General features: G+C 38.0%; 29 protein-coding genes. 4 read left to right on the top strand and 25 right to left on the bottom strand.

The window, feature by feature from the left end:
- Window positions 1–264 precede the first annotated feature (264 nt).
- Window positions 265–693, top strand: a complete 429-nt coding sequence (locus HNQ80_RS20660; protein WP_184312587.1) for a hypothetical protein — start codon at window positions 265–267, stop codon at window positions 691–693.
- Window positions 694–755: 62 nt separating this feature from the next.
- Here HNQ80_RS20660 and HNQ80_RS20655 read toward each other — a convergent pair whose 3' ends face one another.
- Window positions 756–1,232 carry a DsrE/DsrF/DrsH-like family protein gene (locus tag HNQ80_RS20655; protein ID WP_184312586.1) on the bottom strand — a complete coding sequence of 159 codons (477 nt, stop codon included), beginning with the start codon at window positions 1,230–1,232 and terminating at the stop codon, window positions 756–758.
- A 190-nt stretch (window positions 1,233–1,422) separates the two neighbouring features.
- On the bottom strand, window positions 1,423–2,769 hold the full coding sequence (locus tag HNQ80_RS20650) for an aminotransferase class V-fold PLP-dependent enzyme (RefSeq protein WP_184312585.1): 1,347 nt from the start codon (window positions 2,767–2,769) through the stop codon (window positions 1,423–1,425).
- Between the two features lie 223 nt (window positions 2,770–2,992).
- Between HNQ80_RS20650 and HNQ80_RS20645 the strand changes: the two genes are divergently transcribed.
- Window positions 2,993–3,160 (top strand): Spo0E family sporulation regulatory protein-aspartic acid phosphatase, encoded by a 168-nt coding sequence (locus HNQ80_RS20645; RefSeq protein WP_184312584.1) that lies wholly within the window; start codon window positions 2,993–2,995, stop codon window positions 3,158–3,160.
- Window positions 3,161–3,194: 34 nt separating this feature from the next.
- Here HNQ80_RS20645 and HNQ80_RS20640 read toward each other — a convergent pair whose 3' ends face one another.
- From HNQ80_RS20640 to HNQ80_RS20575, 14 genes are all read right to left on the bottom strand, one after another.
- Complete coding sequence (locus HNQ80_RS20640; RefSeq protein WP_184312583.1) at window positions 3,195–4,151, bottom strand: calcium/sodium antiporter; 957 nt, start codon at window positions 4,149–4,151, stop codon at window positions 3,195–3,197.
- A gap of 122 nt (window positions 4,152–4,273) precedes the next feature.
- Window positions 4,274–4,648, bottom strand: coding sequence for a hypothetical protein (locus HNQ80_RS20635; RefSeq protein ID WP_184312582.1), 375 nt, complete (start codon window positions 4,646–4,648; stop codon window positions 4,274–4,276).
- Window positions 4,649–4,739: 91 nt separating this feature from the next.
- Window positions 4,740–5,207 carry a DUF441 domain-containing protein gene (locus HNQ80_RS20630; RefSeq protein ID WP_184312581.1) on the bottom strand — a complete coding sequence of 156 codons (468 nt, stop codon included), beginning with the start codon at window positions 5,205–5,207 and terminating at the stop codon, window positions 4,740–4,742.
- Between the two features lie 135 nt (window positions 5,208–5,342).
- The gene (gene rocF / locus HNQ80_RS20625; RefSeq protein ID WP_184312580.1) at window positions 5,343–6,242 is read right to left on the bottom strand and encodes an arginase; all 900 of its coding nucleotides are present in this window, start codon (window positions 6,240–6,242) and stop codon (window positions 5,343–5,345) included.
- Window positions 6,243–6,659: 417 nt separating this feature from the next.
- Window positions 6,660–7,610: an alpha/beta hydrolase family protein gene (locus HNQ80_RS20620; RefSeq protein WP_184312579.1), complete on the bottom strand. Its 951-nt coding sequence runs from the start codon at window positions 7,608–7,610 to the stop codon at window positions 6,660–6,662.
- A gap of 108 nt (window positions 7,611–7,718) precedes the next feature.
- A complete protein-coding gene (locus HNQ80_RS20615) occupies window positions 7,719–8,357 on the bottom strand; it encodes an SdpI family protein (RefSeq protein WP_184312578.1) in 639 nt (212 codons plus the stop codon).
- Complete coding sequence (locus tag HNQ80_RS20610; protein ID WP_184312595.1) at window positions 8,344–8,673, bottom strand: autorepressor SdpR family transcription factor; 330 nt, start codon at window positions 8,671–8,673, stop codon at window positions 8,344–8,346. Before HNQ80_RS20610 ends, HNQ80_RS20615 begins: the two co-directional genes overlap by 14 nt.
- A 148-nt stretch (window positions 8,674–8,821) precedes the next feature.
- The gene (locus HNQ80_RS20605; RefSeq protein ID WP_184312577.1) at window positions 8,822–9,604 is read right to left on the bottom strand and encodes a chorismate mutase; all 783 of its coding nucleotides are present in this window, start codon (window positions 9,602–9,604) and stop codon (window positions 8,822–8,824) included.
- 63 nt (window positions 9,605–9,667) lie between these two features.
- On the bottom strand, window positions 9,668–10,546 hold the full coding sequence (aroE, locus tag HNQ80_RS20600) for a shikimate dehydrogenase (protein WP_184312576.1): 879 nt from the start codon (window positions 10,544–10,546) through the stop codon (window positions 9,668–9,670).
- Complete coding sequence (gene aroA / locus HNQ80_RS20595) at window positions 10,536–11,822, bottom strand: 3-phosphoshikimate 1-carboxyvinyltransferase (protein WP_184312575.1); 1,287 nt, start codon at window positions 11,820–11,822, stop codon at window positions 10,536–10,538. Before aroA ends, aroE begins: the two co-directional genes overlap by 11 nt.
- A gap of 18 nt (window positions 11,823–11,840) precedes the next feature.
- Complete coding sequence (gene aroB, locus HNQ80_RS20590) at window positions 11,841–12,887, bottom strand: 3-dehydroquinate synthase (protein ID WP_184312574.1); 1,047 nt, start codon at window positions 12,885–12,887, stop codon at window positions 11,841–11,843.
- Window positions 12,863–14,005, bottom strand: a complete 1,143-nt coding sequence (gene aroC, locus HNQ80_RS20585; RefSeq protein WP_279289018.1) for a chorismate synthase — start codon at window positions 14,003–14,005, stop codon at window positions 12,863–12,865. The genes aroB and aroC overlap by 25 nt, the downstream gene beginning before the upstream one ends.
- A 131-nt stretch (window positions 14,006–14,136) precedes the next feature.
- Window positions 14,137–15,441 (bottom strand): helix-turn-helix domain-containing protein, encoded by a 1,305-nt coding sequence (locus HNQ80_RS20580; protein ID WP_184312573.1) that lies wholly within the window; start codon window positions 15,439–15,441, stop codon window positions 14,137–14,139.
- 126 nt (window positions 15,442–15,567) lie between these two features.
- A complete protein-coding gene (locus tag HNQ80_RS20575; RefSeq protein WP_184312572.1) occupies window positions 15,568–16,635 on the bottom strand; it encodes a geranylgeranyl reductase family protein in 1,068 nt (355 codons plus the stop codon).
- 330 nt (window positions 16,636–16,965) lie between these two features.
- Here HNQ80_RS20575 and yyaC point away from each other — a divergent pair, with 330 nt between their 5' ends.
- Window positions 16,966–17,571 carry a spore protease YyaC gene (gene yyaC, locus HNQ80_RS20570; RefSeq protein WP_207727125.1) on the top strand — a complete coding sequence of 202 codons (606 nt, stop codon included), beginning with the start codon at window positions 16,966–16,968 and terminating at the stop codon, window positions 17,569–17,571.
- 30 nt (window positions 17,572–17,601) lie between these two features.
- Here the strand turns inward: yyaC and HNQ80_RS20565 are convergent, their stop codons facing one another.
- The 8 genes from HNQ80_RS20565 to HNQ80_RS20530 form a co-directional block, all read right to left on the bottom strand.
- Complete coding sequence (locus HNQ80_RS20565; protein WP_184312571.1) at window positions 17,602–17,868, bottom strand: YkuS family protein; 267 nt, start codon at window positions 17,866–17,868, stop codon at window positions 17,602–17,604.
- Between the two features lie 98 nt (window positions 17,869–17,966).
- Window positions 17,967–18,842 (bottom strand): diacylglycerol/lipid kinase family protein, encoded by an 876-nt coding sequence (locus tag HNQ80_RS20560; RefSeq protein WP_184312570.1) that lies wholly within the window; start codon window positions 18,840–18,842, stop codon window positions 17,967–17,969.
- 9 nt (window positions 18,843–18,851) lie between these two features.
- Complete coding sequence (locus HNQ80_RS20555) at window positions 18,852–19,379, bottom strand: DUF4446 family protein (RefSeq protein WP_330602985.1); 528 nt, start codon at window positions 19,377–19,379, stop codon at window positions 18,852–18,854.
- A gap of 358 nt (window positions 19,380–19,737) precedes the next feature.
- A complete protein-coding gene (locus HNQ80_RS20550; RefSeq protein WP_184312569.1) occupies window positions 19,738–20,886 on the bottom strand; it encodes an aminotransferase class V-fold PLP-dependent enzyme in 1,149 nt (382 codons plus the stop codon).
- Between the two features lie 170 nt (window positions 20,887–21,056).
- On the bottom strand, window positions 21,057–21,371 hold the full coding sequence (locus HNQ80_RS20545; RefSeq protein ID WP_184312568.1) for a hypothetical protein: 315 nt from the start codon (window positions 21,369–21,371) through the stop codon (window positions 21,057–21,059).
- 313 nt (window positions 21,372–21,684) lie between these two features.
- Window positions 21,685–22,599, bottom strand: coding sequence for a PhzF family phenazine biosynthesis protein (locus tag HNQ80_RS20540; protein WP_184312567.1), 915 nt, complete (start codon window positions 22,597–22,599; stop codon window positions 21,685–21,687).
- Between the two features lie 447 nt (window positions 22,600–23,046).
- Window positions 23,047–23,907, bottom strand: coding sequence for a ParB/RepB/Spo0J family partition protein (locus HNQ80_RS20535; RefSeq protein WP_184312591.1), 861 nt, complete (start codon window positions 23,905–23,907; stop codon window positions 23,047–23,049).
- A gap of 9 nt (window positions 23,908–23,916) precedes the next feature.
- Window positions 23,917–24,690 carry a ParA family protein gene (locus tag HNQ80_RS20530; RefSeq protein ID WP_184312566.1) on the bottom strand — a complete coding sequence of 258 codons (774 nt, stop codon included), beginning with the start codon at window positions 24,688–24,690 and terminating at the stop codon, window positions 23,917–23,919.
- Window positions 24,691–24,971: 281 nt separating this feature from the next.
- Between HNQ80_RS20530 and HNQ80_RS20525 the strand changes: the two genes are divergently transcribed.
- Window positions 24,972–25,241 carry a TMEM165/GDT1 family protein gene (locus tag HNQ80_RS20525; RefSeq protein ID WP_184312565.1) on the top strand — a complete coding sequence of 90 codons (270 nt, stop codon included), beginning with the start codon at window positions 24,972–24,974 and terminating at the stop codon, window positions 25,239–25,241.
- 208 nt (window positions 25,242–25,449) lie between these two features.
- Here the strand turns inward: HNQ80_RS20525 and noc are convergent, their stop codons facing one another.
- Window positions 25,450–26,268 carry a nucleoid occlusion protein gene (gene noc, locus HNQ80_RS20520; protein WP_243183459.1) on the bottom strand — a complete coding sequence of 273 codons (819 nt, stop codon included), beginning with the start codon at window positions 26,266–26,268 and terminating at the stop codon, window positions 25,450–25,452.
- Window positions 26,269–26,343 lie beyond the last annotated feature (75 nt).

The raw sequence follows: 26,343 nt of genomic DNA, 5'->3' as shown, positions 1-26,343 counted from the left end.
GCAAATTAATAGTAATGTTTAGTCTCAAAAATAGAGTTTAGTTCTGCATTTGCTCGGCATGTGCTCTATACTAGAATTTAACTTTTCTTTTAACTATTGAGGAAAGTTTTGGCTAATGCCAACCGACATTCATCTCGCCCTTCACACGATTGAAGAGGGAGTCTTCTGTCTGAAAATGATAAAATTTAAGAATGTATTCTTATAATTCGTATAGAATGTATTGAACAGTAGATTTGTATAGATATAAGGAGTGGGATAAGAGAAATGTTAGGTCTTTTCTTGATTTTTGTTTGTGGGATATTTTCAATCTCTGTAAATTTCAATCAGTTTTTATGGAACTCTCCTCCTACCCTTTTAGGCACACTTGCTACCCTTGTATTTTTGCTGACGTGGATATCACTTAGTATCATTATGGGGTGGCAAGAAAAAAAACTTTTCAATCTAGTCACAACTCTTTATTGGGGTGTTGGTCTTATGGCTTATATTGTTGGTTCTAATTTTCCTCGATCTATCCTGTATTCAGTTTATTCCTTTGTTGTTCTTCTTTGCTTTGGCCCATTATATGGATTGGCTTACTTTCTTCCTATTGAAAATTACCTTGTCCTCACCTTAGTTCTCGCCTTCATTCCTTGGGTACTGAGCCTATGGGCGTATTTTATAGGAAAGTTTTTAAAATCCTATCGAAAAGAATAAATGTAACCATAATTTCCTATATACAGATAAAGTGCCTGCTTACTTATCAGCAGGCACTTTGCCTATATAAACAATTGAATGTCCGATTCTAAAGCTTCTTGAATAAAGGTATGGGCGGTTTCGATCTCTAATTCTGGAATCAATTCTTCTTTTTTCAATCCCATCACTTCCATAGACAGCTTACACCCATAGAACTTCACACCCTTCTTCCTTGCGCCCTCCACAAAAGCAGTTAGATGAGGAGCTTCATCATCATCCATCATTTCTAGAAGCATTTGTTTACCTATACCACTGAAATTCATTTTAGATAAAGGCAGATCCTCTGGTCCTTTGGGCGTCATCATGCCAAACATCTTTTCGAAATTTGTTTTATTCTCGGTGGTCATATGTTCTGGGCTCCTCAATATACATAATCCCCAAAAAGCAAAAAACATCGTGACCTCCACGTCCATTTCCCTTGCCGCATTGGCCATAATAAAAGCCGCCAATGCTTTATCATAATCTCCGCTAAACATTAACAGCGTCATTTTCTTACCCAATAGATAAACCTCCCCTTCTGTTTTTTCCCTGCTTCCTTCTTATACAAAAGTAGTTTGTCCAATCTCTTGGTTTTTCATGCCGCAATACAAGTTCTATCCATTGTTTGATTTATTTATCTCTAGGTCCTAAAATGAATCAAATGTAAAGACAAAGCGTTTTATCAAAAAAAAGACCTTCCTAGGGAAGGTATTATACAAGAATCTTCGGTGTATCTGTATATTTAAATAGATATTGCTCTTTATAGGCAGCAATTCTATGGAGCATGTGAATCAATATATCAATCTCTCTATACTGATTATAAATTCCAAAACTAATACGAACCATTCCTGGATGCTCCATGGTAGGATCCTCTATTCTTTTCTTTACTTCTTCACTGGGTATTTTCAATAATCTCTGAACATAGGGTTGGGCGCAGAAACAACCGTTCCGAACGGCAATCCCGCCTTCATGGGACAGAATTGTAGCCAACACCCCATGAGGAATTCCTTCCATGTTAAAAGGAACAATGGCTACACGATCTTGGCAATTCTCCTTATTTCCATAGAGTTTGATACCTGGAACGGTTTTCATTCTTTGCAGTGCATAGTCTGTTAAACTTTTTTCATATCTCTCCACATTCTCCATTCCCAACATTTCCAATGTCCGAACGGCTGCTGCCAAGGCTACCGCTCCAATGATATTGGGAGAACCAGCTTCCTCCTTATGGGGGGGTATGGCCCAACGAATAAAATCATGGGTAACAATATCTACCGTTCCTCCTCCCACGTCCACCGGGTCTCCCTCTTCAAAAGTCTTCTTGGGTCCAATCAAAACACCAATGCCAAAGGGAGCATACATTTTATGGGCTGAGAATACAACATAATCTATATGTTCAGGAGAATCTTCTGGTTTCATATCAAATGGAACGTGAGGAATTAATTGAGCACCATCCACCAATATCTTTCCATGATACTTGTGAGTCAGTGTTGCAATTTCATGAATAGGATTTTTATAGCCTGTCACATTGGAGGCTCCTGTTACGACCACCAGTCCTAAGGAGTCCCTATATCTTCTCAGCTTTTTTTCTAAATCCTCCATGGAAAGCCTTCCACATTCATCAACCTCCACATAGTCTATCTTGCATTTATCCCTCCACGGCAGGTCGTTAGAATGGTGCTCCATGCAGGTAGAAAGGATTATATTTCTTCTTTTTCCATCACAGAGCCGATACGCCAACTTATTAATAGCCTCCGTTGTATTCTTCACAAAAACTACGGTGTTTTCCCTTGTATCTGCATTAACAAATCTAGCAATGATTTCTCGACTCTGTTCATAAAGATTTGAGGAAAATTGAGATTTATACCCTGTCCCCCGATGGGCAGAAGAATACCATGGTGCAAAATTAATTACTTCCTGCAAAACGGATACAAAAGGTGGGGTGGTTGCTGCATTATCAAAATTAATCGCTGTCACATAGCTGCCATTTATGGTAGGAACCTTTGTATCGGCACCAACCACCAGATTTCGAAAATCTGAGTTATATCTTACGAAATTCACGAATACTCACCTACTTATTGCGTTTTACTATCTATTGTATTCATGAAAATTATAATGGTGATATCCTTTATTTTCTTCTCTCTCTACGGATTATTTTCTATGGGATAAAATGTAAACTGATCCGCTATTATAGATTTCATTTAATTTCTCACTTATGCTATTTCGAATTTTGTAAAGAAATAGTATAATAGTCCTAAATATGTCGATGCACTTAGGAGGACTTATGGATAGAATTGCTGAACTAAGATACCAAATCGAATTGCTGCGAGAAAAACTATTAAGCTTATTGTCTCATCATGAAGATCTCCATGCCCCAGAACTCATAGTCCTTAGCAATGAGCTTCACGACGTTTTAAATGAATACTATAGGTTATTGGGTATAAGCAACTAGCCTTTCCTAGAAATTTTTTCATTATCCTATTGAATCACTTTCTCATAATAATAAAGATCATATATGCAATATAGGACAGTAGAAGGATCATCCCTTCTGCTTTTGTTATTTTGTGATGGGTTCTCGAAAAAATTAATAACAATAAGGTATATCCAATCATCAAAATCATATCAAAAAATAGTTTTGATTCTACGGAAATCGTAGTAATGAGGGATGAAGTTCCTAGTATAAAAAGAATATTAAAGATATTACTTCCTACAATATTTCCAACGGCAATATCACTTTGTTTTTTTAGCGCTGCCACCACGGATGTAATCAACTCTGGTAGGGATGTTCCTACAGCCACAATCGTTAATCCTATCAAGGTCTCACTCATACCAAATTGTTTGGCAATCACCGTACTGCTGCGCACTACCACCTCGCCTCCAAAAATAATAGCGCCTAGTCCAGCCACAGAAAATACAATTTGTTTTATAATACTGCCTTTGGTTGTTGCTATATCTTCCTCGCTGCTCTTTTCTCGGCTATGAAGGGCTACCTCCAGTAGATAAAACATAAATATAGAAAAGAAAGCCAGTAGTACAAGTCCATCAGCCCGCGTAATCTCATTGATCGGATATTGCTGTAGCACGACATCTCCAATGAGAATCAGTAGGAGTATACTGGATAATAGGGTAAAGGGAATTTCTTTTTTTACCGTCTCTCTCTCTACTTGTAACGGATTTAATATGGCTGTAATACCAACAACAAAAGAAATATTAAATATATTGCTGCCAATGACATTCCCTAGGGCTATGCCATTACTTCCCTTAATGGCTGCCCCGATACTTACCGCAGCTTCTGGGGAGCTGGTGCCAAAGGCAACAATTGTCAGTCCAATTAATATGGGCGGGATTCTTAGTGTCTTGGCAATCCCTGAGGCTCCCTCTACAAAATAATCTGCGCCCTTGATCAATAATACAAATCCAACGATTAAAAGAATGTATGCCATTTTTTCCTCCTACACGCAAATCTTTATAGTATATATCATATAGTTTCTATGTTTTTTACAGAAATATGCTTTTTCCTCTGAATAGAAATGCAAAAGAAGGCGATCTTCACCACCTTCTTTTTTTATTTCTTTACCTTTCGCTGCTTCAGCCAATTCTCCCAACGCTCATCATCACTCCCATAAGTAGAGGGCGCTCTGTATTCCATCTTTCTTCGTACAGCAAAGCCTAATATAACGGCAATGGATGCACTCACCATATACCTTATAATCTCTCCTAAGCTATGTCCCTGCTCTAAGAATTCTTCAATGGCATAGTCACCAAAGCTGCTTAGATAAAATGCCTCGCAGTAATCAAGTAAAGCCCAGGAAAAAAGTCCAAGTAAAACGATATTTAGCAATAAGCTTCGATCTTTAAAATGAATGATTAAATACTTTACGCTAAATATGATGGGAATAAATATAAGGACGACATTGATTATAGATAATACCCTATACACGATGAATCACGCTCCTTTTGTCTAACCAACCTTCCATTTATATCCAATATCATTCCACATTTTTCTTTAAAACCCTCCTTCTTTCTGCCCATCAAGTAAAATATTTTGCAATCCATTTATAAGCTTCATACAGCATGACTGTTAATCCCGATGCAATCAAAGGCCCTACGGGTACACCTCGAAATGCGATCAAACCCAAGATTGAACCAAATACAATAGGAACGATTACCGTAGGATCATCAGTAATCAGTCGGTATCCTTTGGCTGACAATAGGATGACAACAGCCCCCGCTAAAACAGCGGAAATGCCCAATGGATTTTTCAAAGATTGAATAATTTCTTTCATTTCGTATTTGCCTGATGCCATGGGAGCAAGAAAACTAATGGTTAATATGATTACACCCACATTCAACCCATGGGCCTCTAACTTTGGAAAAAGCATCTCTAACTTTAAAAGCTTTAGCAAAATCAATATGGTGCTTGCTATGGCAATGGCATCATTCTTTGAAAACAAGCCCAGTATCAAAATAGCAAGCAATAGAATATAGCTTTGATCCATCTTTCTGATTCCTCCTCTTACACAATAGGGATTGTTGCATATCTATGGCTTTCTGAGGAGAAATATAACCAGGGTTGAATTTTTTCTTAAAATAAAACAAAAGCAGCCTAACGCTTCAGCTGCTTTTGTTTTATTTTATGCAATTAATTGGAACGCCCAATCCACTAGCTCAATGGCCACTTCTGCTGTAACATCATCCTGATCCAGATGGGTGTTTAACTCAACCAAGTCCATGGATTTTACTAGCTGGGTATCCATTAAATGCTTGAATACATATTTTACCTCATCCATGGTCATTCCATCCCGTACAGGGGTACCTGTTCCTGGTACGATCTCTGAATCCAATGCATCCAGATCAAAGCTCATGTGTACCGCTTCTACATTGTTTTCCTTTAACTTTCTGGTAATCTCTTCTACCATAGCATTTACACCGATTGTTTTAATATCATCCATCGTATACAAATTTAAATTCTTTTCTTTTGCTAACTGAATCTCCCCTTCATCGAGATCCCTTGCTCCGATAATAAACACATTTTGCGGCTTTACTTTAATCCCTTTATAATACACATCTGTTAAAGAAGGGCATCCTACACCCATGGCTGCAGCCAACGGCATACCATGAACATTTCCAGATGGAGAAGTTTCATGGGTATTAATATCTCCATGGGCGTCGATCCATACAACAGCTAGATTATCATAAAATTTACTAGCCCCTGCAATGCTCCCTAGTCCAAGGGAGTGATCTCCGCCAATCACAAAGGGGAAATTTCCCGCAGCTAGCGCACTGTACACATTATGGGCTAGGTTTGTATTCACTTCAACAATCGGCTTTAAATATTTCATTTTTTTATGGAAAGCGTATTTCTCTTCTTCTGATACCTTCGGTACATATAGATTTCCAAAATCATAGATGCTATGGTTGTACTTTTTGATCACCTCTACGATTTTCTTTTCTCTCAGCTTTTCTGGACCGTATTGGGCCCCTTCCCGGTCACAGCCATAATTCATTGGTACACCAATTAAACTAATGTTCATGTGTTATTGCCTCCTATTTTGCGATAATATAGTAAAATTATTTTTCAATGATTTTTTTAACAAGTAATCGTAGGTTTCAAATCAAATCTGTCGTGTCGAATAATACAATACCGATTATATCACCCTATTTTTAAGAGGAAAATAGAAATGTTTATTAATAATTCTGAATAAATATAAATTTCGAATAAATATTCGCCGTTTTTATGTGGTAATTTATGGGAAACCATACTTTCTAGCAAATTAAGGTATTACAAGGCTTCGCCAATATATACCTATTTCATTTTATACATCTATACATTAATTTATGAATATTTTTGTAAATATTTCCATTAATATTTTTTCTTATTTTCTTTGCTTGTTTACCATCAAAAGAACAAAATGTCCTTACAAAAATTGTAAGGACATTTTGTTCTTTTTCTATTCTTTAAATCTTTTTAGCCATTCGGTAAGAATCTGAATTACCTCTGGATCTATTGGCTTCTCTGCCTGTTGCCAATAGTCTAGGATCCCTCCCAGCACAGAGCCTGCCATTGGATCTTTTCGGAGAATATGACTTAAATTATGGATCACATGGCTTTCTACGGGTCCTTTTATTGCCTGAGCAATCTCCTCCACCTGAGAAGATGCCGCTTGTACGTCAGCTGATCCTCCTAATACCAGCGTAGGACAATTTACTTTTTTTAGATCCGTCATCACATTATATTGGAAATGCTCTCGCAACCATTGGACATTTAGCCTTTTCCCTTTTATCCGAATAACGGTTCTCTTATCTTTCATGACTTTTTTCTTTGTTGCCCTATACTGCCAATCTAAAAATGCCTTGGCCTTAAGGAGTCGGAGTAACAATCCCTTTATTCCCTTTATATGATCCAAATCCTGTAGAATTCTATTTTTCCTTCTTTCGATGATCTCTTCCAGGCTATGGGCAAACCCACAAAGCAGAATCATCCCATCTACTGCTACCTTACCATAGAGAGCAGCTGCGATGATTGCTCCTTCACTATGTCCAAGGGCGATGATCCGTTTTCTATCCACATAGGGCTGAGCCCTTAGAAAGTCTAACGCTGCTTTTGCATCCTCCACTAAGTCCCAAAAACTTGCCCTATAAAAACTTCCACCGCTCTTTCCAACCCCTCTTTTGTCATATCTCAAGGTAACAAATCCTTCTTGAACCATAACCTGGGATAAATCTTTCAGTATATTCATGGACAAAAATGTAAAGTTTTCATCTCTATCCACATTTCCTGTGCCGGGAATCATTAAAATCCCTGGAATGACCGCCTGCTCCTGTTTGGGTATGGTTATAGTTGCACTTAGGAGGTATTCCCCTGGAATCATTACCTCTTTTTCCATGAAGTCGCATTGCATTAGCATTGCTCCTGTCTATTATTTATATAAACCCTCTATTTATTTTTCTCTCCAGGAGTTTTCTCTATTCCGTTATTTTCTATGGAGCCTCTTCTTATTCTCTAACCCTTAAGATACTTTTTTTATCTTTTGATATAACCAATAAGAATAAATATTTACGCCAATTACTGGTCCAAATATCCCAATCATCATTACCTTAAAAGCAACCGCATTTTGAAGAAAAACACTAAGGAAAGCAAAAATGCCCGATAAGATGAACCCATATCCTCCCAAACGGTGGGTTTTTGTCCAAACCTCTTCATTGGCTAATGTCCAAGGATTCTTTATACCAAAGAAATAGTTATGGCGAATTTGACTCATATAATTCCCAATGATCACGAACAAAATCCCTAACCCAATCCTTACAAACTTTCCTGTATTCACATCATACCCCAAAGCGGATGCAAGGACCACCCAATGAATAGCTATTAAAAAAATAACGATCGCTATCTGGAACATAGCATAAGCCTTTTCATGTTTAAGATAGGAAGCCTTTTTAGGGTCAAGATTAGGTAAAAACACCATCAAAAGATGCAGGATAAGAGGCAATAAAGCTGTAACAAATACCATTTCTTTTTTATCATATCGATCAATTTCTCCACTTAAATTCCAATGCCCCGGTACAGTATCAGGCAAATATTGGTATACAAAAATCGTTCCAATAATTGAAAGTAAAACCATTACGACAATCCATTTATTTATTTTCATCAGACTCTCCCCTTTCTGAAAACTCAAAGAACCATTGCATGACCTCTTGGAAAATCGTTGTGTTTAAAGAATAATAAATATTCTGTCCCTGTTTGTCGCTAAGCACGAGGTTTGCTTGTTTTAGTAAGTTTAAATGATGACTAATAGAGGGCTTGCTGATATGAAAAGCATCCGCAATTTCTCCTGCTGATAAGTCTTTGTCTCGAAGCATCTTCAAAATTTTTCTTCTTGTAGGATCTGCTAATGCCTTAAAAACATCATTCAAGACGTTCTCCTCCCTTTCCTTGGTATTCGTCCATTCACTGCCTCCTTTAATATATTTATATATTTAGATAAATATCTAATTATCTAAATATAGTGTATTCCTTTTTTTATTTTTTTGCAACTTCTAATTTTATCCATAGTAAAATAAAATCTGCGCACGAACGTACGCAGACCAAGATTGAAAAATTTATTGCTCTATTCTATTTTTCAGTTTTTAATAACTCAGAAATAATCTCCTGACATACCGCAGGAATATCCTTATCATCTGTATCAATAATGTAGTCTGCTGCTTCATAGTACCGCTGTTTTCTTTCTTCTAACCGATGGGCAATAGCCGATACCGTCATTTGGTTTCTTAATAGTGGTCTGGAACAATCATCCTTAATACGCCCATAAATCGTTTCAGCCTCTGCCTGTAGTAGTACCACCCGCCCATTTTTCTTCAATACTTCTATATTTTCAGCCCTCAACACTACACCGCCGCCGCAGGAAAGGATTGTATTTTCTCGATCTTGAATTTCATGAACCACCTGGGTTTCTATATCCCGGAAATATGCTTCTCCATAAACATCAAACATTTCATGAATCTTCATTCCCTGATGTACTTCAATCTTTTGATCCACATCGATCCACTCCATCTCTAAGAGCTTGGACAAATGCGCTCCTACTGTGCTCTTTCCTGCTCCCATGAATCCTATGAGCACGATATTATAGGGAAAGAGCTGTTTTGATTGAAGCTTTCGACTATTCCGCATAATTTCTAGATAAATCTTTTCTATTTCCCTGGAAAAGTCTTTATGGGTGAGCTGAGCCAGAGCCTTCTCTAGTACCAGTTGCTCTCTTTCAGGCTGAAAGATAGGTATACCTTTGCTTCTTTTATAGTCTAAGACCTTCATTGCAGCCTTCATTCGTTCTTCCAAGGCCCTCACGATGATTTGATCACAACTGTCAATTTCTTGACGTAATTTTTCCAATTGGTTCAATGCTTCCCCTCCTACTTCTTTATAGAGATGCTTTCCCATGGGTTATGACCTGATAGATTTCTTTTATTCACCAATCTTCCAGTTCATTTTTCCAACGAAATAATCTTCAATTTCCTTATATAGCAAGCGCTGTTCATCTTCCATTAAGGTCTTCCCAGTCCATATTTCTTGAGCTTTTATCGCTTGATAAAATAACATAGAAAATCCATTCTTTACACCACAGCCATGCATCTTTCCCAGCTTTAGAAGTTTCGTTTCATAGGGATTGTACACCATATCAAATATCCAGGGAGCGTTCCTTAACGCCTCTTCCCTCACAGGCATCTCTCCTTCCCATGAAGACATCCCTAATGGAGTGGCATTGATGATGCAATCAAAGTTTGCCTCTACCTGATCTAAGCTCAACACTTCTATGTTTTCTGCTTTTAGATTGATTTCTAAGACCTCTTTTAGCTTATAGGCTCTATCATCACTGCGGTTAGCAATGGTCAGTATTCCCCCTTGCAAAAGGATTTCATGGGCTGCAATACGGGCAGCGCCACCAGCCCCAATTAGCAGGATTCGCTTCCCTTTTAAGGTAATTCCCTCCTCCTGAAGGCTTCTTGTAAATCCATAACCATCGGTATTATAGCCAGTCATTTTTCCATTGTCAACCTTCACTGTATTGACAGCGCCATACCAAAGAGCCTTTTCTTCGATATCATCTAAGTATTCCATAATCGTTTCTTTGTGAGGGATGGTTACATTGAATCCCTTAAAACTATTTCGTAACATAGCAATAGAATCTTTTAATCCTTGGGGTGGTATGCTTACGGGTAGATAGATCCTGTTTTCACGGCATAGGTCGAAAATAGTATTATGAATTTCAGGAGACAAGCTATGGGATATGGGATATCCTATCACGCCATATAGGGCTGTACCTCCATTGATTCTACTGTTCATGATTCATCATCCTTTCTATAATATCATAAAAGTATGGAAAGGATACGGCTGCACATTCTAGTGTGTCGACTTCTACCCCTTCTTCACTTCCCAATCCTGCAATCGTCATAGCCATAGCAATACGGTGATCTCCATAGCTATTTATTTTTCCACCCTTGATCCCTTTACCTCCTCGAATCACCATACCATCCTCTTTTTGCTCTATATCTACACCAATTTTTTTTAATTCTGTCACTAGCGCATCAATTCGATTGCTTTCCTTTACCTTCAGCTCTTGAGCATCTTTAATCACCGTTGTTCCCTCGGCGAAGGCTGCTGCCACCGCCAGCACGGGGATTTCATCGATTAATCTTGGTATCAAGGCTCCCCCAATCTCAATACCCTTCAAAGTACTTCCCTTTACCCTGATATCTCCAATTCTTTCCCCACATTCTTCCCGAACGTTCAGGATTCTGATTTGACCTCCCATTTCCATGAGGACATCCAGGCTTCCTGTTCGGGTCGGGTTGATTCCCACATTTCTTAAAAGAATATCACTATCCCCTAATATTGCACCCAAGACAAGAAAAAAAGCAGCGGAGGAGATATCCCCTGGTACCCTCCGTTCTTTACCATACAGTACATTGCCTGGTCTGCAAATCACCTGTAATCCTTCTTCTCTAATATCTGCTCCCATATCCTTAAGCATTATTTCCGTATGATTCCTTGATAGATAGGGTTCACGAATACGGGTCTCTCCCTGAGCATACAGACCGGCCAATAGAATGGCAGACTTTACTTGTGCACTGGCAATCGGTGAATCATAGGAGATTCCTTGCAGCATTTTTCCTTTGATCCTAAGGGGTGCAAGATTTTCTGCCTCTATTCCTTCTATACTGGCACCCATCTGTTTCAATGGCAGGATTATCCGATCCATGGGCCTTCGCTGTATAGAAGCGTCTCCTGTAATCTCACAGTCAAAATTCTGGCCACTCAGAAGTCCTGACATCAATCGAATGGTTGTTCCTGAATTTCCAACATCTAATCTCTCTTCAGGTACCTTTAGCCCTCTGAGTCCTACACCCCTTATCTTTACAAAATCTTTTTCCATTTTAATAGAAACGCCTAGCTTTTGAAAGCAATCGATGGTACGTAGGCAATCCTCCCCTGTTAGAAAGTTATATAGCTGACTTTCACCCTGGGCAATAGCAGAAAATATGATCCCTCGATGAGATATGGATTTGTCTCCAGGTATATCGATGACTTCTTTCACCCTATGTAATGGCTTAATAAACATTTGGCTTCACCTTCCCTTTTACCACTGAAGTTCTTCCCTTGAAAGAAGCTTCTCCACTACCTTACTCCGATCGATGGGAAGAATGAAGGAAATCTTTCCATGCAGATTTTTCTTATCTTTACTCATCATGTCTATAAGACCTTCTTTGTCGTAGGCAGATATATCGTATGAAACGCCCATGGCTTGAAAAAAGTCTAAGAGTTCCTCAAAATAATCATGTTTTATTAATCCTAACCTCTCCGCCAACAAAATTTCATGATACATTCCCACCCATACGGCTTCACCATGGGTATATTTTTCATAGGCTGTGATTGACTCCAACGCATGACCTATGGTATGACCAAAGTTCAGTATTTTCCTCATTCCCTTTTCCTTTTCATCCTGCGACACAATGCCAGCCTTTATCTCACAGCATCTTTTGATGATATAGCCGATGCATGCTTGATCCAAGGAAAAAATCTCGTCCCTATGACTTCGTATATATTGGAAAAAATCATAATCATAAATGACGCCATACTTCACCACTTCTCCTAGACCACTCATAAAATCTCTTTTAGATAGGGTACGCAGCAGATTCACATCAATAATGACTGCTTGAGGTTGATAAAATGTCCCCATAATATTTTTTCCCTGGGCAATATTAATACCCGTTTTGCCCCCCACACTGCTATCTACTTGAGCCAATAAAGTCGTTGGCATCTGGATATATTCTATCCCTCGCATATAGATAGATGCACAAAACCCTGCAATATCTCCAACAACACCGCCTCCAAAGGCTAAAATCTTGCTTTGCCTTGTACATCCTATTTCATGTAGATAGTCTATAATCTCTACAACCGTATGAATATTTTTACTTTCCTCCCCTGGTACAATCACAATCTTATAGACTGTTTTATTTTTAAGGGTCTGTTTCAACCAAGCCTCATATAGAGACTCCAGATTTTCATCGGTAATAACTACCCACTGATCCGCAGTATCTATATAATCTTCCAGTCTTTCTAGCAATCCACTTCCAATATATATGGGATAAGACTTCTCTCCTAAATCGATTTGTAGTTTTTCCATCGTTCCTCTATCTCCTCTAAAGAATCTCCACCAAATTTTTTTAAAAATTCTTCAGCAATAATGGTCAGTGCCACCATTTCTCCTACAATGGCTGCTGAAGGTACAGCACAGGTATCACTTCGTTCCACGCTGGCGACAAAGGGCTCCTTTGTTTCTATGTCTACACTCTTTAAGGGCTTGTATAGGGTAGGAATAGGCTTCATGGCACATCTTAAAACGATATTCTCTCCATTGGACATACCACCTTCAATGCCACCAGCTCGATTTGATTCTCGATAGTAACCCGTATTTGCATTATAAAAGATTTCGTCATGGACTTGAGAACCTTGTAGGCTTGCACCCACAAATCCCCATCCTACCTCTATGCCTTTGATGCCTTGTATGCTCATAAGGCCTTGGGCAAGCCTGGCATCCAGTTTTCGATCCCAGTGGACGTAGCTCCCTAGTCCCACAGGTGCCCCTTTGATATGTATCTCGAAAACACCTCCCAGAGAGTCACCAGTGCTTTTTGCCCTTTCAATTTCCTGGATCATCTTCTGCTCTACCAAAGGATCTACACAATGTACAGAAGATTGTTCCGCCATTTTAAGCCTTTCAAAGTCTTCTATTTTCTCCCGAAGACTTACACCACCAATGGCAGTCACATGGCTAACACCTGCTATACCAAAAATCAAAAGAAGCTGCTTTGCGATGCTGCCAATGGCTGTTCGTACTGCTGTTTCCCTGGCACTACTTCTTTCCAAAACATTTCGAATATCGTGAAAACCATACTTTATAGCGCCAGCCAGATCTCCATGGCCAGGCCTTGGCTTTGTAACCTTTCGCCCTTCTACATCCACTTCCAAAGGATTCATATAACGTTCCCAGTTTTCATAGTCCCGGTTGGCAATACGAAAGGCTATAGGGCTTCCCAGTGTTTTACCTCCTCGAACACCAGAAAGGATTTCAATTTCATCCTTTTCAATTTCCATACGTCCACCGCGGCCATACCCCTTCTGCCTTCGCCGCAAATCTGTATTCACCATTTCTATATCTATAGGCACATTGGCAGGGAAACCCTCTATAATACCCATCAGACATTTTCCATGGGATTCGCCTGCCGTAAGATATCTCAGCATTTTTATTCACCTATCTTTTTTGCTTTTCATTATAGCATAATGGTAAAATTTTACCAATAATAGTTTGTCCAATTCCATAGATTTCCTATGTGCTAAAAAAGAGCAGATTCATTTCTGCTCCTCTGATTTTCTTAAAAGCTAATAACAAATACTTTTTTCAGAATATCTACTCCCTTTTGATAACACGCCACACTTTTATGGTCTTCTCCTATCAATGCAAACAGTTCTGCCAATTCTAGATAGCTTTTTGCTAATTCTTTAGGCATCTCTGTTTTCCTCAAAAGTTCAATAATTTCTTCAATGATTTCTATAGCCTTATGATTTTCTGCCATTTCCTTATAGATTTTTGCTTTACTTTTTAGTGCATTTACTTTATATCTTTCCTCATCACGTTCTTCTCCAATTTCTAAAGCTTCAGAAATTAACAGATGCGCTTGATCATAATCTTTTTTATGAATATAATAATTGGCATAGGCCAGTATAGTATCTGCCAAGGAATCATCCTGTATTTCTTTCTTTAAATGATAGGCTTTGTCTAAATGCGCTAAAGCTTGATCATATTTTTCAGTTTTCATATAGATATGACCTAAGTTATCTTCGATGAGAGCCAGCTCCTTCTTTTCATTGCTTTGCTTGTACATCTCCAAAGCCTTTTCTAAGCATTTCATGGCCATCTCTACATCTCCATTTTCCATATGTCCTGAAGCCAATAAGGATAATGTCTCACCATACTCATAGGAATTTTCAATTTGTTTCTGTATCTCTTTGGCCTTTAAGGCATAATCTATGGCTTCATTTCCTTTTCCCAAGTTTACATAACAAAGGGAAATATGGTAATAAGTTTTGAATTCCAGTTCTTTGTCTACCATTTTTCTCTTGTGAATGACTACTTCTGCCTGATTGAACTTGTCTAGGGCAGAATGGAAATAGTTTTTATTATAATAGGCGGTACCTAGCTGTAGATAACTTAGTATCACGCCTTCATAATCTCCAACCCGTGTATAAAGCCTCATACTTTCTTCCAGATAGCGAGCTGCCTTTACATTTTCTTTACTTTTCAAGTAGATAGTCCCCAATAGATATTTTGCTTTTGCATCTATGGCTAACACTTCATATTTTTCCGTAAGCTCTACCATACTAGAAATCTTTGCAATAGCTTTTTCATAATTCTCTTTATAGACTAAAGTTTCAGCTTCTAATAAAATGGCTTCACAATGTCTTTTCAACTGTGCTTCTCTGGTTTCGACTAAATAGTCCACCGTGACATCAAGCCGTTTGGCAAAATATTTTAACAGGTCCTGACTCGGGTAGGACTTGTCTCTTTCTATATGGCTGATCTGGGCAGCTGTAATACGATCTCCGGCCAGATCTTTTAGTGTCATGTTCAATCTCTTTCGGTGCAGCTTGATCTTTTCCCCCAAGCTTAAAATTTCCATGCAATGTCGACCCCCAATAAATATTTTGAATACGATGTTTTTATAAATTCTCCTTTTTTTCTTAGAATCCTCTTTTTTTAAATTCTTTTTTATTTATTTTGAGTCCCGAATTATATTTTTGCAGCTTTACATGAGCCTTACAAAGGATTTACATTTTCTTTCCCTTAATATCTTTATATCCATATATTCTTTTCTGAATCCTAGGGCTGTTTCAAATAGTGCCTTTTTAAATCGAGGTGAGAACTCCTTAATGCATCGTTCCTGGTATGACATCAGATTTCCTTTCTTAATTTCCTCTGCTGCAATCTTTCCACTTCGAATTGCATAATAGATACCTTCTCCTGTATGGGGGTCTGCAAAGCCCGCTGCATCACCAACCAGCAGAATATTATCTTTCACAATTCTTCTTTTAAAACCTCCTGCTGGTAAAAATCCACCCTTTATTTTTATCTTTGTATCCTCTAATTGATAAATTGCATTTAACCTTTTCATATAATCTTGAAATTCCTCTAGCAGTTCCTGTTTCTTAAACATAGGGCCTCCAATTCCAACATTGATAGCCTTCTCTCCCATGGGAATCGCCCAACCCATAGAAAATGCCACAGGAATACCAAATAATTTAAAATCATCATTGGAGTCCCCTTGTTTTTTTTCCAGTATTGAACTAATCGTAAAACCAGTTTTGTATGGGCTTATAGAGGGATAATCCCCTACGTATTTTCTTACCTTGCTAAAGACCCCATCACTACCAAGAAGAATTTTGCAATAATACTCTCCAGAAGAAGTATATATTTTAAATATATTTCTTTGTTGCTCCATATGATAAAATCGCGTTTCATCTATAAAACGTACTCCTTGCCCTATGGCCTTATTGACTAGAAATTGATCTAGATCTATTCTAGGGATGGTAACTCCCAATGGTTCATTGCTATGATAGCTTGACTTTCCTAATCCTTTGCCATATAGGGATATGTTGTAGATTTCATTGCGTATAAACTCTCTTGGTAAATTGAATCCTAATTCATTCAATGCCTTTGCTGGAACAAACCCCCCACATGTCTTATCTCTGGGAAAAATTTTTTTATCGATCATCAGAACGTTTAGTCCTTTATCTCCTAGCTCCCTTGCTGCCGTTGCCCCTCCAGGTCCTGCTCCAACAATAACTACATCATAGATTGCTGTCCTTGTTGTCATGACTTTCTTCAGCTCCCTCAACAAAAATCTGCTTGTGTATATTTATGTATTTTAAATACATTCTCTCTAATAGACAGTAACTTCTCTATTTTCAATATTGAATTGTCTTGAAAAAAAAGAAAAATTTCCGTTTTTTCTGGAAATCATTATTTCATTTCTATTTTATCCCTTCATGCTTTTTTTCATACTGTTGGGAAGTTCGTCTTTTATCCGCTTTTGCTATCTTTCTTAAAGCCCTCCCTTTCCCTTGAGCTTTTTATTATGTATTTTATAGGCATGTTTCGGACAAACTTTAATATATTAAACTAGAAGGGAGTGGTACAAACTATCATGAATGCGATTACACCCACCACAGATCATTCCGTCAATGTCCAAACACCTATGGCGGCTTCTGCCTTTAGTAAGATCTTTATAGACTATTTGCATACATACTATAATACTGAACAGTATGGTGATTTGGTCATTATGTGTATTGGAACAGATCGTTCCACTGGTGATTCTCTCGGCCCTTTGATCGGCTATAAGTTACAACGAATACTAAAGAGATATCAAAATGTATTTGTCCATGGTACCCTGGATGATCCTGTCCATGCAAAAAATTTAAAAAACTCCATCGATCATGTTTATCGTTCATATAAAAAACCTTTCGTTATTGCCATTGATGCCTGCTTAGGTAAAGTAGAACGTGTAGGCTGCATTAATATGTCCCATGGTCCCCTGCGACCTGGTGCAGGTGTAAATAAAGACCTTCCTCCTGTTGGAGATATCCATGTTACTGGTATTGTTAATCTGGGTGGCTTTATGGAATATATCGTCCTTCAAAACACCCGTTTAAGTCTTGTCATGAAGATGGCGGATACCATCTCCGATGGCATTCAGTATGGCCTTTGGAAATACCTTCATGAAAATGCAAAGGAGCAGCCAAGACTATTCTAAGCTTGCCTGCTCCTCAAATTTTCTTTTCATTTAAAATAAAGATTCATAACTCCCTCGTTCGATGGCCTCGATGATTTCATCTACGTTTTTTCCTCTTGCATTCACCACAAGGGCTCCTTGATCCATGTCAATGACATTATCAAAATTCGTTAGGTAACCAAGTTTGCTATAATTGCTATCATACAATATGGTGTCCACGTACCCTTGATAGCGTTCATCAACAACCTCGTACCCCCGTGCTTCTAATTGTTTTCCTACTGCTTCTAGTCCGGGTGGAATAGCTATGACCTTAGGCATTTCAACACCTCCTAGGTGTATTATGACTAGAAGGTTTATCCTTTATACCCTTTTTTAAAAAAACATTCTAAAAATACCTGATTCTATATGTCTAGGATCTACTGGGGTACAAAAACCTCTATTCCACCACGATAGATTTCTATAGATACAGGCGCTTCTCCAACAATATCACCATCTACATTCAGCATTAGCCTCTCTATTCCACTTATCTTTATTATTTTTCCTCTGATTAACTCTACTTCTTTTATCTTCATATGTTCTCCAGAAAAAATAGTAGGAAACAGTCTTAGCAGCTTACCCTTGGATATCCTATTGATAATGCATATATCAAAATATCCATCTTCGATTTCTGCTTGTGGTGCGATTTTCATTCCACCACCGTAATATCTGCCATTGGCTACTGCCACAAGCATGATCTGCCGCTTAATTTGTATCCCATCAATCTCTAGGAGAATTTCTTTATTTCGAAAATGTAACAGCGTCTTCAATACGCCAACCGCATAAGCGGAGGGTCCTTTTATATATTTTTTAATATTTTCCGTTTCCTTTACAATCTCTGCATCTAAACCTACACTAGCTACGTTTAGAAAATACCGTCCATTGGCCTGACCGCAATCAATGATTACCTTATGTCCTCCATAGATAATCTTTAATGCCTTCATGGGACTTTTTGGTATGCCTAGGGTCTTGGCCAAATCATTTCCTGTTCCACTGGGAACGATGCCTAATGCAGCAGTTTTAAGCCCCATACCATTGATCACCTCATAGATGGTTCCATCTCCACCTACAGCAATGATCGTGCTACAACCCCTTATCACCGCTTCCTTTGCTAGGATTTCTCCATCTCCTTTGTATCGGGTAAACCGTATGTCATAGGGGATAACTTTATCCTTCATGAATTGATGAATCTGCTGAGCAATGATTCTCCCTTTTCCCTTCCCAGCAACAGGGTTAATGATGAACATCCAATCCATTCAAAGTTCCTAAGAAATTGCTTTAGCATATTCATCTAGAGAATTATTCTTGGCACGGTCTAACGCTTGGAGCTCTTCTGCTGAAAGGGTGTAGGATGACTTCCCTTTCTTCACAGGCTTTCCATACACCGTCGTGCTGCTTCTACCATAAATACTTGTTAGAATAAAGCCATTATGCTCTTCATCCAAGAGTGCAATAGAAAAGCTTAGATCTCCCCCAGTATCATTGAAAGCATTGTAACGTATCATACCCACCTTTTGAATACTCTTCAGTAATTTGCCTTCTATCATTCCCAATCGCTGGTCTATTTTGTTCATATGAATATCCGCCTGATCGATTCTTTCATAATAACGATAAATAATTTCTTCTAGGTTTTTTCCATCTAATCCTTTTGCCAAATCGCTATACTTTTTATCTAATCTAGAGGTTTTGCTCATCTGGACGATCCACATGATGAGTAGAAAAATGTTGGCAACCCCACTGTATAGGATGAATAATTCCCCATTTTCCTTTATGAAGTTAAATAATAAATCCACACCGATCCCCTCAATTCCACTTAAGATATTTTAACGTATTTATTATCTCATGGACTGACAAAAAATGAAAGAACTTGTCGCTTGAATTCATCTACTATTTTTTTCTATGTCATTTTAATACAGTCCTTTTATATCTCATGTTATTTCACTAATAACAAAAGAGTCTGTATTTTCATCACAGACTCTTTTACACATCATATAAAAATGCGCCATATCGCAGGAGCGTGCATTGCACATCCGTTCTGCCTGGTAATGACCCCATCATTGACGCCCAATGGGCACCCCCTACGGAACCATCTTATGTCGCATCATTCTACAAACGTTCACTACTAATATCATAAAATATTCACACGATATCTTACACCACTAATTCCTCACAAATCTTCTTTAATGCTTCTATGGCTTTATCAATATCTTCCCTTGTATTAAAGTATCCAATACTAAATCTTACTGTTCCTTGCTCAAAGGTCCCTATGGTTTGATGGGCCAATGGAGCACAATGAAGCCCAGAACGGACAGCAACTTCAAACACCTTATCTAATACATAGCTTACTTCTGAAGAATCCTCTTCACCAATATTAATGGATATTACCGCCGCCTGCTTTGTATGATCCTGAGGTCCATATATTTTTATCCCTTGGATTTTCTTTAGCTCTGAAAGCATATGAGCCGTTAAATCTTCTTCATGCTTTCGGATGTTATCTAATCCTGTGGATAGAATAAATTCTATACCCGCGCCTAACCCTGCAATTCCTGGTGTATTGGGGGTACCGCTTTCATAGCGATCAGGTATGATTTCTGGTTGTAGCAGAGACTCTGACTTACTGCCAGTACCGCCCTCTTTCATATGTCTTAGCTCTATCCCATCTCGAATATAAAGAATTCCTGTTCCCTGAGGACCCATGAGCCCTTTATGCCCCGGGGCTGCCAATAGATCAATCTGCATCTCCTCTACATCGATGGCGTAGATTCCTGCTGTTTGTGCCGCATCCACCAATAGCAAAACACCTTTTTCTTTTGCGATCTTCCCTACCTTAGCCACTGGCATTAATGTCCCTGTGATGTTTGATGCATGGGTCATCGCAATAAGCTTTGTGTTTTGTTGAATTGCAGCTCTTATCTTTTCAGGGTCTAGTTCACCAGTTTCACTACACTGCACAACGGTATGCTCCACTCCAATTTCCTTTAAGGACATGATGGGACGTATCATTGAATTGTGCTCCATGCTGGTGGTAATAACATGATCTCCTGCCTTAAGCACTCCTTTTAAAGCAAGATTTAATGAGTCCGTTGCATTGCTTGTAAATATTACCTGCATAGGATTGTCGATATTAAACAATCTACACAACAATTCTCTTGTTTTATAGATCGCCCTTCCAGCGTCTAATGCCATCTTGTGTCCAGATCTTCCAGGATTGGCACCAAAACCACGCATACACTGATCTACTGCTTGATACACTGCCTCCGGCTTCGGGAAAGTGGTTGCAGCATTATCCAAATAAATCATCATTTCACCCCCATAAATATCTTTAAAGCATCTCCAAAATATCTTTATTGCATTTAATGTTTCACGTGAAACAATTTTCCTTTTTTATGATAAAAACCTTTGAAACTTTATTCTGCTTACATTTTATTTAGAAAAGATTCATTATGTTCTTCCAATGGAAGATATGTATCTTATCTGGACTGAACAATTACACGGATATTGCTTACGTCAAAGACATTTTTTAAAATATCATAATATTCCCTTATAATGATTGCACAGTGGTTTTCACTAAAGGTAATAATCCACATATCTTTCTGGTATTTTTTAATATCAATCAATACATTAAAGTATTTTTGGAATTCAACCTCACCAATCTCCTTTTTTAGCTTTTTAAACCCTGACTCTAATTCACTGCCCGATAATCTTTCTTCCATAGGTGTAAACTCTATTTCATAAATTTCATCTGGAATATCTAAAACTGTTTCCATGAATTTTTCTTCGCTCATATCCATCCTCCTTCATTTGCTTCCTTATATATTATATCAAATTTTCATAGGAATATATGGATTCTACAGTATTATTCTCGTGCAAAATTTGATCTATAAGCTAAACTCATATTTAATAAAAGATGTGCAACAAAATAGGCAGTATTTATGGACAACGGTCGATTCGTGAATCGACCCTACAATGTGGAACAGGCATGCCAGGTCTCTACAGGATATGATCTCAGCCTCTATCTTACGACACACCATTCTACAATTATGTTCACTATACAAAAGGAGCCACTTCGTTTTAAGTGACTCCAATCATTTGAAAAACTTATGCGTAAATGATAACCCCTTCTAAGGTAATCACCGCCTGGCCTCCTACTTTGACAGAAAAATCATCTTTATTACCCTCAAGTTTTACTACTATTTTGCTTGGTCGATCCATATAATAGCCTTGTTCGCAAGTAAAGGTAAATCCATCTTTAAGCTCAACAATATTATTCCGAATTAGGAAGGCTCCAAGGGCACCATTGGATGTTCCTGTAGCCGCTTCTTCGTCAATACCTACAGCTGGAGCAAAGTTTCTACAAGCCAAAAAGGATTCCTTTTCTTCCGTTTCTAGAGTAAAGGCATGGACACCAACAAGTCCATTTCTATTGCTGAAATCTATCAATTTCCCTTTGTTAGGCTTCAACTTCTTTAGCACGTCTAAACATTTCACCGGCATCATCAAATCAGGTAGTCCTGTAGATATCCCCTGCGGATAAAAAATCTGCTTTCCAATCCCAAAATCCGCCTCATCAATCCCAAATATTTCTGCCAACTCCTTTAGATCAGTAATATGCGATAGAAATTCAGGCTGTGCTTGGGTCATCATCACTTTATCAATCTTGTCATTCTTAAAGTAGATTTCTACCGGTAAAATACCCGCCTTTGTTTTTTGCCTTATAGTAAACAGTCCATCCTTACCTTCAATGTATCCTTTTTCAGCAAGAGCATAGAAAGTACCGATCGTGGCATGTCCACACAAATCAACCTCTTGCTCAGGCGTAAAGAATCTCACCTCATAGTCTACGCCATCCTGCTTCATAGGAATGACAAAAGCAGTTTCCGATAGATTCATTTCCTTAGCGATCTTTAACATCTGTTGATCTGTTAATCCTCTGGCATCTGGCACTACCCCCGCAGGATTTCCTCCGAATCTTTTATCTGTAAATGCATCTACTTGATATATAATTTTTTCCATAGGCATCTCTCATTTCTAATAGATTTATTTTGGAGGGTACATCTTTCGATAGAATCAATAAAGTATATTGGAATATGCGTTTCATAGATAGAAAAGTTTAGCAAAGCAGCAATTCCAATAATTACCTCTTTAAAGCATTGTTTTTTTGCAACAAATTGATGTATTAAACGTCTAATTCTATAAGAACAATTTTAAAAGCAGTTATGCTGTATGGATATGTGATTATAGCATTTCATCTCCATCTGTAAACTACTTTCAAACCAAAGAATAATAATCAAAAAAGTATCTCCATCAGGGCTTAGGGAAACTTGATTCATACACTAGACTCTCTCTTTTTTATCATATTATATTGTGAAGTTCCTGTCCATAACATAAAAATGGCAGAAAATATATCTATTCTGCCATTTTTATATAATCACTTTTAAAAGTGTTTCACGTGAAACATGCCTATCTTTTTTGCAAATAGTCAATCAAACGCTCTAGTTCATCATCACTATAATATTCAATCTCTATTTTCCCTTTTTTCTTTCCCTTGACAATGCTCACCTTTGTTCCCAGTATACTTTTCAGGGTCTCTTCCAGATCGAGTAAACTCGTGTCTTTTTGTTTTTTAAGCGATTCTTTTCTAAGGCTCCCATCTAGCAGTTTACCAATCAAAGTCTCTGTCTCTCGAACAGATAACCCTTTTGTAACCACTTCTCTACCCAGCCTTTGTTGTAGCGTAGGATTTTCCAAACGCAAAAGAGCTCTGGCATGCCCACTAGAAATTTGACTTTGAATAAGCATTTCTTGAATCATCTCATCGAGATTCAATAGTCTCATGGTGTTTGCGATATGAGGTCTACTCTTTCCAATGGCATTCGAAATTTCTTCCTGCGTTAATCGGTATGTATCCAGTAGGTGTTTAAATGCAAGGGCCTCTTCAATAGGGTTTAAATCCTCCCTTTGAAGATTCTCAATTAAAGCAATTTCCATACCTTGCTGATCATTCAATTCTTTAATAATACACGGTATTTCCTTAAGCCCCGCTTCTCTAGCCGCCCTCCACCTCCGTTCTCCTGCTACAATCTCGTATCCAGCATCCGCGGCTCTAACTATAATAGGTTGTATGACGCCATGAAGCTTTATAGAATCAACCAACACCGCTAGCTTATCCTTAGCAAAATCTTTTCTAGGCTGGCTACGATTAGGTTTAATATCATGAATACTAACTTTCAAGGCATCACCCTTTTTTACTTCAACGCTCGAAGGTTCAATCTTTCGCTCTGGTATCAATGCATTTAAGCCTTTTCCAAGGCCACCTTTCATCTTCGTCAATTAAATCACATCCTCTTCTAGGTCTAAAAACTCTTCAGCTAGTTCACTATAGGCCTCTGCGCCTTTAGATTTTGCATCATACTCGATAATAGACAAGCCATAGCTAGGTGCTTCAGCCAACCTTACATTTCTGGGAATTAGGGTTGTATATACTTTGCCTTTGAAGTATTTCTTTACCTCATCTACAACCTGTATCGATAGGTTCGTCCTACCGTCGAACATGCTTAATACTACCCCCTGAATATCGAGGCTTGGATTCAAATTCTTCTTTACCAATTCAATGGTATTCATTAATTGGCTTACACCTTCCAGAGCATAATACTCACATTGAATAGGAATAAGGACACTATCTACGGCAGTCAGTGAGTTAATCGTCAAAAGTCCCAGGGAAGGAGGACAATCCACAAAAATATAATCATAAGCATGTTTTACATCCTGTATCGCTTGTTTTAAACGCATTTCTCTGCCTTCTAAATCTGTCAATTCGATTTCAGCCCCTGCCAGTTGGACGCTAGAAGGAACAATAGAAAGATTTTCTCGATTGGTTTCATAAATACACTGAGATATATCGGCATTTCCAATAATTAAATCGTACATTGAAGTAGGCAGACTATTTTTATCAATTCCTAATCCACTGCTTGTATTGCCCTGAGGATCAATATCAATAACAAGTATCTTTTTCCCTTTCACTGCAAGACAAGCACTTAGATTGACATTGGTTGTCGTCTTTCCTACCCCGCCTTTTTGATTAAAAATAGCAATTACTTTTCCCACCAAAATCACCTCCGCATAAATTGTTATCCTATACATACATTTCGTTAAAATATTTTCTATTCCTTCTTCATTGAAAAGGAAAAAATGAAAATGTATCATGAAAAAAAAGGAAATTACCTTTTTCCAATAGATTAGTTTTGCAATATCTATTAATAGTAGAGAATGTTGGTGAATATAATATAAAGGTATGGGGACCAACCGAAAAATTATCTTTACTAATTAGAGATAGTAAATTAGAAATCATAGAATTATTTGTACCAATTTATAAGGGGGATCTATAGATGTGGAAAATCATAGTGAGTGCTTTTTGGATGGTGTTCATAGCCGAATTGGGAGATAAAACACAACTCCAAACCATGCTTTTGGCTACCCAGTCCAAATCCGTTTTAGGTGTCTTTATCGGTGCTGCTTCAGCTTTGGTATTGAGTGCGTTAATCGGTGTATTCGCAGGGACATATATTACAAAATACATTCCACCTCATTACTTACAGTTAAGTGCTGGGGTAGCTTTTATTGTTATTGGCATGCTTACCCTATGGGGAAAAATATGACACTTTACTACAGTAAAGTTTTCTTTTAAAATCGTTTTTAAGGCGTTTTGACCACGTTTTGGATCACTACCCTTATGGACCACTCTTTCTCCTTTTAAATTCGATTTATGAAGGTCGTTTTTTCTATAAAACTCAATCTTTCTAAATTTTACAATGAATAGAAAAAGGCTATAGATGAAAATCTATAGCCTAATCTTTATATATTTATTTATCGAGCTTTGGGAATCTTTACAACTACTTCGATATGGTCTCCCTTATCTAGCTGCTTATACTCTGCATCTAATCCAGTTTGCTTAATAGCATTAAAGGCATTTTTTAAAGTATTAAGATATATCTTAAAATTAAAAGCACTTTTGATGTTCTGCCGTTTCTCAGGTTCCTTTGGCTTAGATAGCTCTTCTAAAATATCAGCAATCATTTTTTCCGTTTTCTTTACTGTCAAATCCTTCTTTGAAACTTCTTCCAAAACCTTCAATTGCAGCTTTTCATCTGGCAGCTTTAACAAAGCTCTGGCATGTCGCTCCGTCAAACCAAATTCCATCAGTTTTTCTTTCACCGTTTTGGATAGCTTTAAGATACGAAGCTTATTGGCAATCGTAGATTGATTCTTGCCTACCTTTTCAGCAATATCCTGTTGGGTGAAATGATGATCTAGGATCAGATGGTTATATCCTTCGGCTTCTTCGATAAAATTCAAATCCTCTCGTTGCAAGTTTTCAATCAAAGCCAATACAGCAGAGTCCTGATCCGTCATCTCGGACACAATCACAGGAATTCTCTCAAGTTGGGCAAGCTTTGCTGCTCTCAGTCTTCGCTCCCCAGCAACCAACTCATAATGATCTGGCCCCATTCTTCTCACACTAATAGGCTGCAAGACACCATAGGCTTTAATAGACTCACTCAGTTCTTCCAGGCTAGCCTTCGTAAAAACTTTTCTAGGCTGATACGGATTTGGCCTTATTAGGTCTATTGGAACTTGTAACACTGTTGTATTTTGTTCTAACACCATATTCCATCTTCCCCTCATACAAAAGCTCCTCATTTATACACTTAGAACAAAGTTGCCTATCGGCAATTTGTTTTCGCTAGGAAACCCTAGGTC

Origin of the sequence: Anaerosolibacter carboniphilus, from assembly GCF_014205875.1 — a bacterium.
Classification (GTDB): domain Bacteria; phylum Bacillota; class Clostridia; order Peptostreptococcales; family Thermotaleaceae; genus Anaerosolibacter; species Anaerosolibacter carboniphilus.
Note: the sequence above shows the minus strand (reverse complement) of the source record. Positions and strands in the feature narration are given on the sequence as shown.